This window comes from Peribacillus sp. FSL K6-1552 (assembly GCF_038005205.1).
Lineage (GTDB): Bacteria > Bacillota > Bacilli > Bacillales > DSM-1321 > Peribacillus > Peribacillus butanolivorans.
On record NZ_JBBOST010000001.1, the window covers coordinates 5,545,107 to 5,563,098 of the forward strand.

The window sequence follows — 17,992 nt, forward strand, 5'->3', positions numbered from 1 at the left end:
TTATTAGTCATCCTCTTTTTCTGATATCAAAAAACGATTTAAATCAAGGTTTACTTTATTAATCAATCGTTTGATTAAAATAATCGGAACGGATAACTTGGTCACTCATATCCACTTCTTTTTGGTCTTCCGGTAAAAACTCTTCTACTCTCCCCTTTCCATTTATTTTCATTTGGGCACCATAATCCCCTTTTAATATCAGAGCTTCTCCCTCTTCACCATTAAGCATGGTCTCTCCAAAGAAAGAAGAGCTTTGAATGCCAAGCAAATCATATAATGTTGGTAAAATATCGATTTGCCCGGCCACCTTATCAATCGTACGCCCTTGAATATCCTCCTGATAAATAATCACTGGAATGGGCATATACTTTTCAATCCATTCTTCATCGCTAATTTTAATTCCGTAGTACCCTTCAACTTCATGTTTATCTTTTACAAATAGGCCATCATGATCTCCGTAAATAACAATCACGCTGTCCTTCAATTTTCCATTTTCCTTCAAATTCTTTACAAATTCCTCTATGGCCGAGTCTGTATAATATAACGCTTCATAATATTTCGTAAGGTAGCTTCCCTCTTTTCCTACTTCAGGTTTCAATGTTATCTGATCCGCTGGTAGCGAAAATGGTACATGACTCGTCAATGTCACGAAAAAAGCGTAATAGGGATTTTGTTTATCTTTTAAATAATCATAGCCTTGTTTAAAAAAACTACGATCGCTCAAGCCCATCGATATAATCTCATCCTGCTGCATATCCTCAATGGAGATATAGCCATCAAAACCTAGAGCAGGATATGCATGCTGCCGGTTCCAAAAGTTTTCTTCATCACCATGGAAAGCATAGCTTTGGTAATCTATCTTCTTTAATTCTTTAGCAAGACTCGGAAAATCGTTGTAAGGAAATCGGAAAAAGGTCGCCCCTTGCTTTAAAGGATATAACCCAGTATTCACAATCAACTCACCGTCTGATGAGTTTCCAAATACCGTCTGTGGATATACATGCGGGAAGAATAAACCGTCTTTTGCTAGTTTATTCATAAATGGCGTGACTTCTTGTCCTGAACTCTTTTGGAATAACGGAAAGGCCTGTAATGATTCTACTTGGATGATGATGACATTCTTACCTGCTAATGAGCCAGAATATGTACTATCCTGCTTGTTCTTTTTATCGAAGTAATTAGAAACGGTTCTCTTTTCTTCTGGAGACATTTCATTCTTTCCCGAATCAACAAAGAAGGCATACGTATCCAATACATGATGACCAATTGGACCCCAACTTCGCAAAAAGGTATTCGCCTCATAACGTCGAGTTATATCCACCTGATCGATAAAAATATTTTTTACTGGCTTCAGCCCCGCTATCATCAGAAATAATACAGCCGGTACAAGTGCCATAGCTTTGAGCGGGTATTTTTTCTTTACAAATGATTCAGCAATTGGAACGCCCACCAGTAGAAAGACAGCGTCCTTCACTTCCACCATACTGAATATGCTTTCACCAAGCCCATTTAGATTGCTTTTTTGCATCCACATATAGGAAGTGATAGGTGTTGAATAGTAACGGTAAAACCATATATCACCAAGAAAAAAGGCCATAATTATAAGAAGAAAGACTGTAAAAATAGTACCCTTTATGAATCTATTCGTTATCCATTCCTTAAGATAGACCAAAAATCCAGCGACACCGAGAATAATCGTAAATATACCGATAGAAAGATTATTATCCATCTTTTCATTCGTATAAATAAAAAGTATGACCACGATGGATATAGATAAGACCTCCAATAGTCTCTCCTTCAATCGCCGGTTGTTATGCTTCATGCTACCGCCACTTTCCTCATCATTATTTCCAAGCACATTAAGAAGCCCGCTTACATAAGATTACTTATAGATATTACTTATCGTTACCATTTATGAGAAAATACACACGTGATATAGTTAGAATATTATGAAATCAAATCTTGATTTTCAATTTATCGAAAAGTAAGTAACCCATCTTCTTTACCATTTAATTATTGTACTATAGTAAAGATTGATGGAAATCAAAGTCAAAAAATATCCTGTTTTTTTCTTGACCCCAATAAATAACTCCTAGTCCGATAATTAATAAACTCAAAAAATAATAATGACTTTATTTCTCATACACAAAAAGCCCTCATCACAGATGAGGGCTTTTCAACTTCACTATTTAGAACTTGGTGGGTATACTTTCCAACTTGTCAAATCGGGATTTTTCTTTGTTACTAGTTCACCCGGAAAAATAAACGTCCATGGCTTGCTTGTATTCGCCTTCACTTCAAAGTCTTCAAGAGAAAATCCACCTTGGCAAACCTGATCTCCATCTCCATCCTCTACAATCAATGGTAGTTTTTCAATTTTAATCTGTTTATCACTGCCATTACGAACCAAAACGGTGACTGCTAATTGATTATTTTCTTTCAAAGTAGCTTCTAGTCCCATAAAATTAACTTCACCTTGATTGATCTTTGGCAGTCCGGCAACAAGCCGCTGTAAATTCTCTCGTTGAGCTTCGGAAAGCTGTTCTATCCAGATCGGTGCCAAATCCAATGCATGCTCCATAGATTCCTGATTCTTTAGTTCAAATGCTATCTTCCAACCTTTGTCTGGTATCGACTCCACTAGAATATCTTCCTCTTCAAACATAAAGCTCCACGGCATACATGAAAGGGCTGGTATTTCTCCCATTTCCGTCAAATCGAAGGACTTCTTCGCCAGAACTTGTCCATTTTCATCCAGCAACAATAAATCCACTAATTCAAAGCTTACAGCCTTATCTAATGTATTACGAATAAAAGCCATAATTATTACATCTTCTTCAAACCTTGATAACCGAACTTCTGAGATAGAAATTTGATTCGGTTTTAACAAAGACAACTGTTGATGATGAAACTGAAGTACATATCTTTCCTGTTTGGAAAAATCCGCTTCCTCATGAAAAACCAAGGAAGTATTAATTGCAGCATCAACAGTTGATACGGAATCTTCCATTGTTACCGTGTTACTCTGCAATGCTTCTTTTATCTTCTCACCTCTTCCAAATAGGCCCATTACTTCTCATCCTCCTTTTCATCAAGTTCTTCCTCTTCATCATCCAATTGGTTTTTATAAAATTCCATAAAGTTTGTACTGATGCCTGACTCAATTTCGACTAATAGCTGTTCAAATTGATCAAGTGCTTCTTTTTCAAACAACATATAAGGGTCCTGTTGACCGTAGGCATTTAAACCAATGCCTTCCTTCGCTCTATTCATTTCACCTAAATGGCTTATCCAGTTCATATCTATTTGTTGTAGCATAAAGGCGCGAAGCTGGCTTACCCAATCAACATTGTCCTGAAATGTTAAGATCATGGGTTTTATCTCGTCAAATGCAGCCAGTGCTTTAGCTTTCACTTTAGACCCATCTAAATTTTGCACGTCAATTTCCTGCCAATCTAATGCAAAAAATACAAGGGAGAGCTCTTCAATAAAAGCCTTTAAATTTGGTTGGTCCATATATTCAGGATAATATTTCAAAACGAGTTGACGGATGTATTTCTCAATATATTCAAAAATAATGGTGAACATTTGGTCAGGATTGAGATTCAAGATTCTATCTCTCATCGAATAAATAATTTTACTTTGCTCATTTAATGCATGTTCTAATTTCAATAAGTGGTTACGGCTTGATTGATACATATGCTGAATCGTTTCCTGCACCTTTTTTACAAATTTTTCTGGAGCGGGACCTACCACCATACCATTTACATCCGTTTTGACTTTCTTCATATATCGTTCAATTTCTTCTTCATCATAGTAATCAAACAATTCATCTTCCAGGGAAATGATAAATTGTGTAGAGCCTGGGTCCCCTTGTCGTCCGGACCGTCCACGGAGCTGCATATCAATCCGATTGCTTTCGTGACGCTCCGTTCCGATAATATGAAGACCACCTAATCCCTTAACTTCTTCATCAAGTAAAATATCCGTTCCTCTTCCAGCCATGTTCGTAGCAAGCATAACTTGATTTTTTTTCCCGGCGTTGGCGATAATTCCTGCTTCGCCTTCTTCCGTTTTTGCATTAAGGATCTGATGTTGAATTCTTTCCCTCTCTAAATGAACGGACAGTGCTTCCGATTTTTCAATGGAAGTCGTACCTATTAGAATTGGCCTTCCTTCTCCATGAATGCGTTTTACTTCCGAAACAATTTTATTGATTTTACTTATTTCATCTTTAAAAATTAAATCCGGTTCATCACAACGCTGAATAGGCTTATTCGTTGGAATTTCAATAACAGGCAGCTGATATGTTTCCCAAAATTCTGACTTTGAAGGCATAGCACTTCCAGTCATCCCTGAAAGCGAGTTATATAAACGGAAATAATTTTGGATGGTAATTGTAGCCTGTGTTTCGTTCTCTTCGGAAATTTCCAAGCCTTCTTTTGCTTCAATTGCCTGCTGAAGCCCTTCACTAAAACTACGTCCTTCCATCACTCTGCCTGTGAATTTATCGATCAAAGAAATCTCTCCAACCTTGACGATATAGTCCACATCTAATTTCATAATGGCATGAGCTTTAAGTGCCTGTGACACATTATGCAATAACTCCTGATGCTCTAAGTCATACAAATTATTGACTCCAAATGCTTTTTCAATCCTGGCCGCACCTTGATCTGTTAAAAAGGTCGCTTTCGATTCGTTAGAAATCTCATAATCTTCATCCTCACTTAATGTCTTCATGATCTGTGCTGTAATATGAAAAAGCTCTGCCCCATCACTTGATTTTCCAGCAATGATTAAAGGCGTTCTTGCTTCATCAATCAAGATGCTATCAATTTCATCGACAACCGCAAATTGGTGGCCCTTTTGCACCTTTTCCTCTTTTCGAAAAACCATATTATCACGCAGGTAATCAAAACCAAATTCCGTTCCCGTTCCATATGTAATATCTGCTGCATAGGCTTCACGCTTTGCTGAAGGCTGCATTTTAGAAATATTCAAGCCAACCGACAAGCCAAGAAATTCATGAACCTGGCCCATTAATTCTCTATCTCTACATGCCAGATACTCATTCGCCGTGATAATATGAACACCTTTTCCTTCCAATGAGTGTAAATAGCTAGGTAAGGCTGCAACAAGTGTTTTTCCCTCACCTGTGTTCATTTGAGCTATGGCTCCCTCATTTAAGACAAAACCTCCTATAAGCTGAACATCATAGTGCCGAAGTCCCAATACACGTCTGGTTGCTTCCCGCACCACAGCAAAGGCATCAACTTGTATATCCATCAAGGTTTTACCAGAAGCAAGGAGACTTTTAAATGTATCCTTCATGCCTCTCAATTCATTATCTGAATATTTTTTATATTTAATCTCTAATTGATTCACATTATCTACAAGCTTATAAATTCTTTTTAAGTCTTTAGAACTCTCATTAAATATCTTCTTCATACTAGTTAACATAGGATTTTCTCTCCTATAATATCAATTGTACAACTAGTGAAATTATATCATATATAGGTATATATTGAACTTTTATCAATAATTACCTATCCATAGCAAATAGCAGTGTGAAAGGATTTTTTCAATTTTTGTAAGACCCTCGTAACAGGAATTTCCGCTGCTTTATCCCAGGCTGTAATCTGGTTCAAATCTGGACGAAATGCAAATCATGCAGATATATCCACATATAAGATTAAACCCTTCCTGATATTAAGGAAGAGTTTTTTTATGGATTTCAACAAATAATAGAAGGACTTACACCAAATGGAGGATTACATATGAATAAGACAACTAGAAAATTCATTCATAAACCTAGACGACCTTATCAATTTGGACTACTCGTTCTCTTCTGCCTTATTGGCTTAACATCTCCTATTCAGGCAGAATCGCAAAACACTCCGAAAAATGTCATTTTGTTAATTGGTGATGGCATGGGGTTGGGTGCAATAGACATTGCCAGGCAATTTGAATATGGAAAAACAGGAATTTTACATTTGGAAAAGTTAGAGCATGTCGCTCTGATGCGTACCTATTCCGCTAATAATTTTGTCACTGACTCGGCTGCTGGGGGTTCAGCGATTGCCACAGGTGTCAAAACCAACAATGAATCAATCGGTGTAGATTCAAATGGTTCTGAAGTAGACAGTGTACTGGATGCCTTTCAAATGAGCGGAAAAAAAGTCGGGATTATCTCAACCAATATGGTTGTCGATGCCACCCCTGCTGCTTTTGGTGCCAGTGTATCAAACCGCTGGACAGGTGGCGCACATATCGCGAGACAACTCTTTGATAATCGTATCGATGTTATTCTTGGCGGTGGAGCCAGTTATTTCGGAGCGGATAAGCAAAATGGTGTAGATTTAGTCGCTAAATTTAAAGAAGCTGGCTATAGGGTTACGGCTAATAAGCAAGAACTTGACTCGGTTCAAAAATCAGAAAAACTTCTGGGACTGTTTCACCCTACTTATATGAATTTCAAGCTTGATAAAGAAGAATTTCATTCACAGGAGCCATCACTACCCGAAATGACAACCAAAGCAATCGAAATTTTGTCTAAGGGTGATAATGGATTCTTTTTAATGACTGAAGGTGCACGAATTGACCATACGGAGCATGCTGCGGATATCACTGGGATATGGAAGGAAACAATCGAATTTGATCAGACCGTAAAAGAGGTTGTAGGCTGGGCTAAGAACAGAAATGATACCCTGATTGTAGTGCTTGCAGACCATGAAACAATGGGGACCTCTGCTTCTGAAACAATGGATATCAATGCATTGAAAAGGATCAACGTTTCTTCTGAATATATGTCCAAGCAACTTACTTTCGATAAAAATAATGAAATCAATCCCGAAAGTGTCGATTCCGTATTTAAAAAGTATGCTCATATATCTCTTACAAATAAAGAGGTCCATCAATTCATTGATAACGTAAGAAAGAATAGAACCCTTGTCTATCCACAGCATCAAATAGATTGGGAAATCGGAAGCACAATTGCCAACTATTATAAAGCCGGAGTAGCTGACCGCAGCGTACGGGCAGCCAGTTCCACAGGAGGACATACCGCCAATATGATTCCTGTTTTTGCAACGGGCCCAGGCAGTGAAGCCTTTGATGGAGTCATTGATAATATAGATATATCGCAAATCATCACAAAAGCCGCCCGGGTACCATTTACACCTGGCCAGCATCAAACAAAAGAGGAATGAATTTATTCATCCTTTTTTTCAGATATTCTACTGTGTCAAAAGATAGATTTTTTCGGAATTCAAGAGAAATTCTGCGGATATATATTTCTGGTGTGCCTATCGCAACATTATTCGTTAGATCCTGTTTATATTGCGTTAAGAACCTAGTCCAGATTTTTTCCAGACCTTAAATTGAATGTTTCGACCCACTTTTTGAAAGGTAAATTTTTTGAATGTCAGATTTGTCGCTCTACTGGCTAAGATCCCTCGAATCCGCTACTATAAAACCATTATTCAAAAAGACGCCATATAGTTTAAATATGGCGTCTTAAGTAGTTACTTTTTCACATATTTTTTTGAAACATACCCGATTTGGCTTCCATTCTTTATTTTATACCAATCTCCTTGTTGGGCCAGAATCGTCACAGTTTGGTTTTTCTTTAGCTTTCCGACGATTTTAGAAGATGTATTTGTTTTCTCTCTAATATTAAGTACGCTAGCCGTCACTTTTCCGGTTGTCTTCTTGATAGAGATTTTCTTTGAAACCGTTCTTTGATTATTACTTGCATCCTTGGCAGTGATCGTCACTGTATACGTACCGTTGGACACATTTTTAAAGTTCCAGGTAGCTGATTGACTACCTTTCTTCAGCGATTTCGTATCGGTCGGGGTGGCTATCACTTTACCTTTACTGTTCTTGACTTGCACCGTAACTTTAGCTGCTTCGCTTATGGTATACGTAATGCTTGCTTTTTCTGTACTGTAATTTCCTGATGTATCAATACTCGTGATATTCGGTGCCGTTATATCCTTATTTACTTTAAACGCTTGTGTTACAGTACCTTTATTTCCGTCTCTATCAGTTGCGGTAATTTCCGCTGTGTAGTTTCCATTACTTACGGATTTCGTGTTCCAGGCAGCCACCTGACTTCCCTTTTTCATAGATTCCCTACTAATTGGGGTGGCTATCACCTTGCTATTTTTATCTTTAATCGTGAGGGATACGGTAGCATCTTCATCAATAGCATACGTGAAGTTGACCTTACTATTTAGATAATCTTCCTTAGCCTTCACGCTCGTTATTCTCGGTGCCGTTATATCTTTATTCACAACAGGATCAGTTTCAGATCCAGCCGCAGCGTTACTATATTCCCTCACTATACTTGTGTTCGGATAATAAAATTCTAAAATCCCCTGATATGTTTGACCCGCTTCTGCTCTGTGTTTTGCTCCATACTGACTTAGTCCAACTCCATGGCCGTATCCAAATCCATCAATTTTAATCTTGGCTGGATCCGTTGATGTTGAATTATCAACTAGATAACTCTTCATATTACCCAGTCCCACCATGGCCCGGATTTTTGAAGCCGCGACATTCGTAAGGGTGACATTTTGCTGTACTAATTTCCCCTTATCATCGGTAAGATCCTTCACATAAAAGTTCAGCTCGATCGAGCCTTTTGTAACCCTGCCTCCAGATGTTTTATCCGTTAAGGTTAGAACAGGAATTTCCGTTATTTTTATTTCCTTTTTTGCATAGCCATTACTTTGAAGCCAAGTCTTCAGATTAGGAATAATCGTTTTGTCCTTTTCTTGTACGCTTGTCCACCAATCTTCCGGATTTGATACATCGAGATTCGTTAAATCGATTTGCTTTTTATCCAGAGCTATCATCCACTTTAATTTTGGGTCATATGAATCTTCTTTAATAGACAAATAAGCAAGAGGCTCTCCACTTGTCCAAACATTAGAATTTAATTCAGTCATCCCGCCATTGCTCGAAGAAAAGAGTGCTTCGATTAATTTCCCATCATGCTTGATTACCATACCCGTTGTCTGTTCCACGGCTAAACTAGAGTGGGAGTGACCCTCAGCCCCTCCATATACCTGGTAAGAAACCGTATCATTAATTACCGTAGATTGATAGCGAAGTGCATAAGTACGGGCCGCAATTGCCTGTGCTTTTACGGCCTCAATATGCCATAATGCCGGCATTTCCCTTGGAACCACGCCCTTTAGATAATCTTCAATATAAACATGATTGATAGGTCGAATATACTTGCCTTCAACTGTAAATTCCAAAGAACCGGGATACGGACGGTTATTGATGGAAAGTAAAGAATCTTGTTTAACAGGAGTTACCATAATGGAAGAGAATAACCCTTTCTTCTGGGAGTTTTTGTACACCACGAGTTTTCCTGACTCTTCTTTCACAGTCAGCTCTTCACCTGCCTTGATAAATACCTCTTTATCAGAAGTTTGATAGTCCCCTGTTGCCGTTAGTGTAACACTTGTTTGGTTTCCTAAGAAATTTTCCAGTTTCACTTTCATCGATGTATACTCTTCGGCTGCCTCTGCTTCATGTGCAGGTAATGTAGAAAAAATGATAAAGAAAGCAATAAAAAGATATTTCAAACTTCTCATTCTAGTTCATCCTCATTTCTTTACCAACCTCTAGATTGATATTCAAAAGATTTTTATATTAATATTGACCCATTTATTAGTCACAACAATTTACTTTGACATCAACTATGGCTCTTGCGACATTGTACATTGCGATATTTAGTGTAATAGCAATCATAAATATGCTTCTTCATTTTCTGCAAATCTATTTGAATAGCAAACTGTATTTTTCTGATAAAATTCATCATCACCCCAGGTGGGGAGTACTTAATTAACTTTTTATCTCTAAGAATTTGGAGCTTCTTTTAATATACAGAATAGCGAGATGCATAAGAGAGTAACTGATTTTACTTAACGAGAAAAAAATTTAATATCGCTGAGCTCATACGTATAAAAAAACCTCACCGTATTGACGATGAGCTGTGCAAAAATATATCAGCTTGCTTTTTTAATATCTTGTATTTTCTCAGCTTTCCAGATTTCGTTTGCCCACTCAGGGTGGTCAACAAAAGGATTGCGATTATGCTGCCATCTTTCATATATCACATCGTTTCGACGGCGTTCAAAATCATCAACTGGGTCTAATTCATTCCACTCTAATAGAGTGGAAAATTTTCCATGCAATGCTTTGGGATAGGTATTAACTGTATCTGACAGCTCTAAATCAATTTCTCCGTTATCTCCTTCATAGCGGACAGCCATATAGAATATCATTCTCGCAACATCACCTTTAACACTGTTAGGTGGTTCCCAAGAGTCAGTATCATAATAACATTCACATCCACTATATTTTTTGCCGCCATTATCAAAATCAAGATGTCCCCTAACACTATTTACGGTAACATCCTCGGGGCGTAAATGATGAATATCTGTTCCTGGTCCTACACTGGTACCAAAATCACCATGGGATTTTGCCCAAACATGCTCACGATTCCATTGACCGTTGCCTCCACCATTATTCGACTTTGCCACAGACTTACCAGAGTAAAGTAAAATGACATTGTTTGGGTTTTTAGGATCTTCGTCTGTATCTTTGATTGCATCCCAAACCTTTGCGTATGTCAATTTCGTTTGTGACTTAATAATAGTATGTAATGACGTCTTTAATTCAGACCCGGTCTTACCTTCAGCTTTTTGATAATAGGGTTCAAGCTGATCGTCGGCAGTAACGTTTACTGAGAAAGTAGCAATTGTTTTCAATTCCCATTTGTCTCTTGCAGTGACAGCAACAATATAGGAGCCTTTTGTACTAGTTGGAATTGTTAGTATGGACCCTGAGACCGTACCAATTGTTGTGGAATAAGAAAGAGAATCGCTATCTGGATCTGAAAAATGATTGTTTAAGTTTATACTTACATCTTCTCCAACTTTCACGGAGAGATTATCGATAGTCTTTATTATTACTGGAGGACGATTTTCTTTTGGAATAAAAGGAGAAGCGATCGCTTCTCCTTTTGCATTATAGAATTTTATACCAGAAACATCTATACCTTCTTTAAAAATCCATTTTTGAACATTTTCTGCTCCCCTGATTTCTTTTACATTACTGTTATCAATCAACACTTCCTTGACTTCGGCACCTGAGAAATCAAGGACAGTTTCCTTTTTTATTGGACTGATTATGATTTTCGTTTTCTTCAGACCTTCACCAGATAGAGTCGTATCTGTCTTCAGCCAGATTCCTTCTTTGATATTCGAAGTCGCATCAAGTTTGACCAATGAATTAGGTGTTTCAACAACCAATTTTTTTGTTGTGAATCCAACCAAGTCATATACTTTTTGTGGCTGTGGTGTTTGTGTTGGTTTTAATTCTGTTTGAATCAGGACTGGATCATGGTCACTCGCGCGGCCATCAGCTTCTGTAAAGGATGAATTTATATGGACGATACTCACCTTAGTTTCTGCTGCAATATTATTAGAAACAAGAATATGATCCAGAACTTGAGAATTGCCTTGGTACGTATAAGAATATCTTTCTTCAAAAGGAACCTTCTCCACCATGTTTGTTAATTCACTGCCTTTTAATGCAGTTAGTGTCTTAGAAAATTCAAAGTCATTGAAATCTCCTAGTAAAACAACATTTGCATTAGCATCTTTTGATTTAATATCCTTAACAAAGCTGTTAACAATACTTGCAATCTTAAGACGTTGAACTTCACTTTTTAATTCTGGCGGCTGATTTTTCCCAAATAGAGGCTGATCTCCACCCTTCGAATTAAAGTGATTGGCAACCACAATAACACTTTCACCGTTGAATTCAAATTGGGCTGCTAACGGCTTCCTGCTTGAAGCAAATGCTGCATTTGTCGGATCGATTCGGCCTGGGTTTAATGTAAGCTTGCCATCGTTAAAGCCGACCGACTCTGTAGCTTTTCCCTTAGTTCCTTCAGTAAGCGAAACAGTACCTTTTTTATACAAGAAACCTACTCGGATATTTCCACCTGGTGCTCCACCATCTTGCTTATCTTCTGGAGCTATATCAGTAAATAGATACTCTGGTCCACCTTCTCCTTGAATCTTGGCAACCAGCTTTTTAAAGCTTTCAGTCGCATCTGTAGTACCACTATCAGCCTCACCATCATTATCCTGCATTTCTGTTAAACCGATAATATCTGGCGTCTTCAGGTTCTGTACAATGGCTTTAGCTAATTTCGTTAGTTTTTCATTGTCAGTTTTAGTTGAGAAATTCTCCACATTATAAGAGGCAACTGTCAGCTTCTTCGCATCCGGTTCAATAGAAGTAACTTCACGCTTCGTTCCCCCATCTTGTAGTTCAGGTAACTTATCCTTACTTGTCAACACTTTAAAGTTACTATAACCGTAGCTTACAACACCCGTAATACTTCCATTAAAACTATCACCCGTTTTCGCTACATATTTATCGTTATCAAATTTCAGATGAATTCTTTCTGGGTGGGTATCTGTTTCTGTAAACTTGACTCCACCAGCAGAAGTAGAAGTTTCCATGTTCTTAGGAATAACAACAACTTCCCCATACTCCTGTGGTGCCACAACCTTCGGACTATCAAGCTGAACAAGCATTCCCTCTAAACTTTCGTAAAAATCAATCCCGTCAACTGCTGGATTAAAAACAGTCAATCCATCACTATCAATCTTCCCTGTTGGCGGGGTACGGTCTTTGCCAATTACAATTGGGTCAGGTAAAGCCTGTCCATTTTTTTCAACCGTAATAGCGGATGCACTAATTTCTGTTACAGGAAGATCCGTTGTTGCTTTTTCGGAATATCCCTCCATCACATACTCTTTTACCGTTCCGCTTACTTTGACCACATCGCCAATCTTAACGCCATTAGCACTTTTATAAACAAGAATTCCCTCTGAAGTGTTTATATCATTATCAGGCTTTTGATCCTGAATAAAGAAATTATTATTATCAATCGTGGATACGACAATACCCTCTATATCTGTTACATTTTGATTTAAATATGGAGAAGTATGTCCAGCTCCTTGAATATCATGAATTCGGACATCACCTTTTGAAATAGTGTAAGTAAAAGTCGAAATGTTACCATCCGTTAAGCCACTTTTTACCGCAAAAGTTTTTAATGTCGTAGCTTCATTGATTGTAATTGGTTTGGTATAGACAGCGCTGCTTTTCGTAGGCTCCTGTCCGTCTGTTGTATAATAGATTGTGGCATCAGCTGTTCCTGAAGTCAGTGTGACAGTTTCACCTGCTTTAATAAATCCTGTACCAGGTGTTGCAACTACAGGTTGTACTTTATTTGCATCTTGGATAATATCAAGTGTACTTCTTGGAATTAATTGATATACGCCTTTATATGATCCCAATACACCTGTTATTGAATCATATGTTGTACCGACTGAAAGAAGCGTTGCATCTTGAGGGCGTAATGTAAGGGACTCTCCCTCCCCATCCTTTCCAATAAAGGTTCCGTTTGAAACAGACTCAACTGTTACATCTTTCACCGTTACAAGCTTAGCTTCCTTGCTCTCTTCAAATTGAGCAGCAGTCAATTTTTCTGCAACAGGAATACTTTCTTTTTTAAGAATAGTTACATCTGCTTTTTGAACATTTAACTCCAGGAGTGTATTATAATCAGCCAGCGTTCCTTTTGCGCTGATTTTATCTCCTGCCTCAACAGCTAGGTCTGAACCATAAATAACAATCCCTGCTGTGTCATCCTGGATATAGACTGTATTATTCGTGCCTGATGTAAAAACTGCCGTAACGACTCCAGAAGTAAGGGCTGAACTACCAATGGTCATTTTTCTTACTTCGGCTATTGATTTAAGTGATATAATTTTATATTCAAACGATGCTATATCGCTATTATCCAAACCTGATGCTAAAGCAATTGCTTTAATTGTCATGTCTTTTGTAATAGTTATCGATTCTGTATATTGAGTGCTTGAACTCGTAGGAGTTGAACCATCAATTGTATAATAAATGGTTGCATTTTCAGTACCTGAGGAGAGCGATACTTTTGTTCCATCTATCACCCCGCCAGCAGCTACACTGGCCTTGACAGCCTCTACTTTATTAGGAGAAGTTTCTTCTATGAAGTTCGCCGCAGATAAATCTTTTAGGCCCGGTACTGAGAAATAAGCTGTGAGAGTTCCGGTGAAAAGCACCTTCTTACCCAAATTACCTGGATTTGTCTTTAGTCCGTAAGTAGCCCGATAAGTACCGCTATTTTTCAATTCTACCGGTATTATTTTACTTGGGTCTGTTTCGTCAGGAGAATCGGCAATCGCTAGATTTGTATCTCCTGCAAATTTTGCCGGGTCTTTAGTATATTTGTTTGTTCCTGTTGTATACCCCACGATATACCCCTGCACAGTAGCAGTTCCCGAGTTATTAGTAATCGCCTCTGCAACAGTAATTGGCTCAGCAGCTTTCGTAACGATTGAATTCATTGGTGCAAAAAAGCTTAATATCAATGTGAAAATTAGAATAAGGTTTATCTTTATTTTCCAATTCCTTCTTTTCATTGAACACTCTCCATAATTAATATATTTAGCAAAGGAAAGCCTCCAGCAAAGCCGCTAGAAGGCCTTCCATAAAACTATTAGTCTATGAAATATGTGTTACCAAGAACAGTTACATTTTTAAGAACTACCTTATCAGCGTCAGTACCCTTCAAGTGAAGATTTCCTGTGATTAAAGCATTTTCGAGACTAGATACTCCTGTTATATCAACTACTATACTGCCTTTATGAGTTTTAGGGTCCTCTGCTGTACCATTGAACTCACTTGCTTTCACTTCCGTTTTAGCTTCATCGATGATACGTCCTTCAAGAGCTGGGGCAATTTTTTGGTCTTTCTGTACTTTGATATAATCTTGCAATACTTCCCAATCAACAAAGCCTAGCTCACTTACACGTCCTTCGCTGTATGCTTTTGCAAACATTGTGTAACCATCACCGCCTTTAGCAGTGAAAATATTCGTAGCAACCTGATAATTTTCATCATCTTTTAATTCTTCAAACATTCCATCTTTATAAACTTCCACACTTTGCACGCGAGACCCGGTGGCTTTTGTGTGGTCATATGTGAACCTTAGTCCGGAAACCTGCAGAAAACCGCCAAATGCAGCAGGAGCATCTTTCACACTTAATTCAAGGGCAGCTTTAATCTCTGAACCTTTTAAATCCATTACTCCCAATGAGTTACCAAAAGGAAGTATCTCAAAAATGTTTGCTAATGTAATGTTTCCAGCCTTAATTGTTGTACGAACGCCGCCTCCATTTTGAAGGGCAATAACTGTACCTGGTTTGTATTGTTGTGCTTTTGCAAGCATTCCGTCTGCAATAAAGTCACCCAGATTCGTTTCCCCTGTACGTGCTGCCGGATTTCCACCAATTAAGTCTACATCAGCAATGCCCACTACAAATTTCTGCATATCGTCGACCGCTGGCTTGTATTTAGTATTAAGGATATTTAAGGCTTCCTCATCATCTTTAATAACATAGGATTTATCTGCATTTTGTTTATTTAAATCTATTAACTTACCATCATTAGCAATAACTTTTCCATCTTTATCGAACTCTACATCCAATTGCCCTAGATAATTGCTATATTCATTAGCCTGAACAATGACAGTAGGCTCTGCTCCTGCTTCTGTATTAACAACAGTTGGTTTTTCTAATTTATCATGGGAATGTCCGCCGACAATTACATCAATTCCTTTTACTTTTTCTGCTAGAGTCAAATCGTTATCTCCACCGCCATCATTAAAGCCAAGATGGGTAAGTGCAATGACTTTATTAACGCCTTGTTCTTCTAAGCTATTAACGGTTTGCTGGGATTTTGCAAGATATTCTTCAAACTCAACCCCCGCTCCCGGGCTTGAGATATCTTTTGTTTCAGCAGTTGTAAGACCGAAAATCCCAACCTTTTCCCCATCAATACTCTTCACGATACTGCTGTATATTTCACCGCTTTTTGCTGTATGTGTGCTTTCTCCCTTAAAGTAAGATTTGAGATACGTATCATTTGAAAAGTTAACATTTGCACTTACAAATGGAAATTTTGCATTTTTAACAAAATCAGCCAACTTTTCTGTACCAAGATCAAATTCATGGTTCCCAAAAGTCATTGCATCATATCCAATTAAATTCATGAACTCAAGATCAGCTTGCCCAGTATATTGGTTGAAATATAGTGTTCCAGAAAAGACATCTCCTGCATCTAAAAGCAAAGAGTTTTTGTTGTCCTTTCTTACTTCTTTAATAGCTGTAATGCGCCTAGCGATATTATCCAAATGTGCATGTGTATCATTTGTATGCATGACTGTTAATTCAAAGTTCTCATTAGTAACAGTAATTGTTTTGGTTGCCGAAGTTTTAGTAGCTTTGTGAATTAATGTTACGTCTATTTGGTCTCCTGCTTTCAGGTCATTCGCTCCATCAATTTTTGTTAATACGAGTTGACCATCAGTGTTTGAAACTTCTTTTGCTCCTTTAACACTTACTTCAACAGTCTCAAACTTTGTTACATCTTCACCATATTGGTTAACAACCTTATATCCAACGCTAACTTGCCCACCTACAATTGGAGATTTCTCAGAAAGGATTTCGATACCTTTTACTTTTTCATCTTCTGTTTTAACTGAACCAGAAACTACTTTGCCTTGAACTAAACCAGATACGTTAACAACGTATTCACCTTTTGTAATTTTAGATGTAAGTTCGATTGTTGCTGTTTTCTTGTCTTCGCTGAAAGATACTTTTGAATAGTTAACTTTACGTCCGTCCTTTTTCAACTCAAATAATGCTTTTGTATCATCAACAGCATTGTTGAATTTAACTTCTAAGGTTTTAGAAGTGATCGCACTCACTTTCTCAACTTTAACCGTAGCTTCTTTAACTACAACTGTAATTACTAAGTCTTTTGCTTTGTTACCTTTAGCGTCAGTTGCTGTGTAAGTTACTTTGTATACTCCGGCAACATTAGTATCAATTTTAGTCGCTCCTTTTGGCCCTTTAATTTTGTATGTTACGTACACTTTATTAAGCTTGTCTTCTGCTGTTACTTTAGGAAGCTTGAAATTTTCTCCAATTTCCACTTCGAATTTAACTTCACCTTTGTAAGTGAACTTTGGTGCTTCTTTGTCAGTTGCTTGGTCATATTTAGTTTGAACTTTTTTTGCATAGACTTTAATTGCTTTGCCTAAGTCTTTTTTAGTATCTACTTTAATTTTCGAAGCAGTTTTAATTCTATCCGCTGCTGTTTTTGTATCTCCTTTATTCAGCCAGTACTCTGCTTTTTCATAGTAATAGTAAGCTTTGATTTCTCCTTGCAAAGCAGTTTTAGTAGCTGCTGTGAATTGAGCGTAAAGAAGTTTTTCAATTTTCGCACCGTATACAGTGTCTTTAATATTTTTGTCTGTTTTTTTAACAGAAGCATCAAGAGCATTGTATTTATTCTTTACATCTGTTGGCTTTTGAGCAATCGCAGCAGCATTTAGTTTAGTAAGATCACTTTTAAGCGTTTTTTTAGCTTTTTCAGCTGCTTTGTAGCCTTTTACATAGCCTTCAGCACGTGTAATATATTTTTCGTAACCTTTAAGTTCTTTGTAATAAGCATCTTTCTTAGCTTTGCTATTGCTTGAATTTTTTATTGAATTCTTCACATTCGTGTATTCTTTTTTAGCAGATTTAATTTGTTTTTCAACAGTTGTCACATTTGCTAATTTTTTAGCGTCGAAGTAAGTGCTAAATGGTTTTTTCATTGCTGCTTTTGCATTTTTAACTTGAGTGGCAACGCTAGTAGACGCCTCTGATTGTATTGGTGCAACAGCAGTGAATGCTGATGCGGCAATTGCAGTTGCCGTTGCTAGTTTAATTGCTTTCTTCTTATTCATATAGAAAGTGTTCTCCCTTCAAATATCTAAAATAGTGCTCTAGGTACTAATAGA

General features: G+C 37.6%; 7 protein-coding genes. 1 reads left to right on the top strand and 6 read right to left on the bottom strand.

What is annotated here, in order from left to right; all coding sequences use genetic code 11:
- Positions 1-58: 58 nt before the first annotated feature.
- From NST21_RS26655 to secA, 3 genes are all read right to left on the bottom strand, one after another.
- On the bottom strand, positions 59-1,858 hold the full coding sequence (locus NST21_RS26655) for an LTA synthase family protein (protein WP_340892225.1): 1,800 nt from the start codon (positions 1,856-1,858) through the stop codon (positions 59-61).
- A 327-nt stretch (positions 1,859-2,185) separates the two neighbouring features.
- Complete coding sequence (locus NST21_RS26660) at positions 2,186-3,070, bottom strand: accessory Sec system S-layer assembly protein (RefSeq protein ID WP_340892227.1); 885 nt, start codon at positions 3,068-3,070, stop codon at positions 2,186-2,188.
- Positions 3,070-5,460 carry a preprotein translocase subunit SecA gene (secA, locus tag NST21_RS26665; protein ID WP_340892228.1) on the bottom strand — a complete coding sequence of 797 codons (2,391 nt, stop codon included), beginning with the start codon at positions 5,458-5,460 and terminating at the stop codon, positions 3,070-3,072. The genes NST21_RS26660 and secA overlap by 1 nt, the downstream gene beginning before the upstream one ends.
- Before the next feature lie 317 nt (positions 5,461-5,777).
- On the opposite strand from secA, the gene NST21_RS26670 reads away from it, so the two are divergent.
- Positions 5,778-7,208: an alkaline phosphatase gene (locus NST21_RS26670; protein WP_340892229.1), complete on the top strand. Its 1,431-nt coding sequence runs from the start codon at positions 5,778-5,780 to the stop codon at positions 7,206-7,208.
- Positions 7,209-7,523: 315 nt separating this feature from the next.
- Here the strand turns inward: NST21_RS26670 and NST21_RS26675 are convergent, their stop codons facing one another.
- From NST21_RS26675 to NST21_RS26685, 3 genes are all read right to left on the bottom strand, one after another.
- Positions 7,524-9,611 (bottom strand): SpoIID/LytB domain-containing protein, encoded by a 2,088-nt coding sequence (locus NST21_RS26675; RefSeq protein WP_340892231.1) that lies wholly within the window; start codon positions 9,609-9,611, stop codon positions 7,524-7,526.
- A 414-nt stretch (positions 9,612-10,025) separates the two neighbouring features.
- Positions 10,026-14,564 (bottom strand): endonuclease, encoded by a 4,539-nt coding sequence (locus tag NST21_RS26680; RefSeq protein ID WP_340892232.1) that lies wholly within the window; start codon positions 14,562-14,564, stop codon positions 10,026-10,028.
- A 77-nt stretch (positions 14,565-14,641) separates the two neighbouring features.
- Entirely contained in the window at positions 14,642-17,938 is a 3,297-nt protein-coding gene (locus NST21_RS26685; RefSeq protein ID WP_340892233.1) for a 5'-nucleotidase C-terminal domain-containing protein, read from the bottom strand.
- Between the last annotated feature and the right edge of the window lie 54 nt (positions 17,939-17,992).

Bases quoted from the DNA above. Each gene is read 5' to 3' on its own strand.
- NST21_RS26660 (WP_340892227.1), bottom strand. From the start codon at position 3,070: ATGGGCCTATTTGGAAGAGGTGAGAAGATAAAAGAAGCATTGCAGAGT.
- secA (WP_340892228.1), bottom strand. From the start codon at position 5,460: ATGTTAACTAGTATGAAGAAGATATTTAATGAGAGTTCTAAAGACTTA.
- NST21_RS26670 (WP_340892229.1), top strand. From the start codon at position 5,778: ATGAATAAGACAACTAGAAAATTCATTCATAAACCTAGACGACCTTAT.
- NST21_RS26675 (WP_340892231.1), bottom strand. From the start codon at position 9,611: ATGAGAAGTTTGAAATATCTTTTTATTGCTTTCTTTATCATTTTTTCT.
- NST21_RS26680 (WP_340892232.1), bottom strand. From the start codon at position 14,564: ATGAAAAGAAGGAATTGGAAAATAAAGATAAACCTTATTCTAATTTTC.
- NST21_RS26685 (WP_340892233.1), bottom strand. From the start codon at position 17,938: ATGAATAAGAAGAAAGCAATTAAACTAGCAACGGCAACTGCAATTGCC.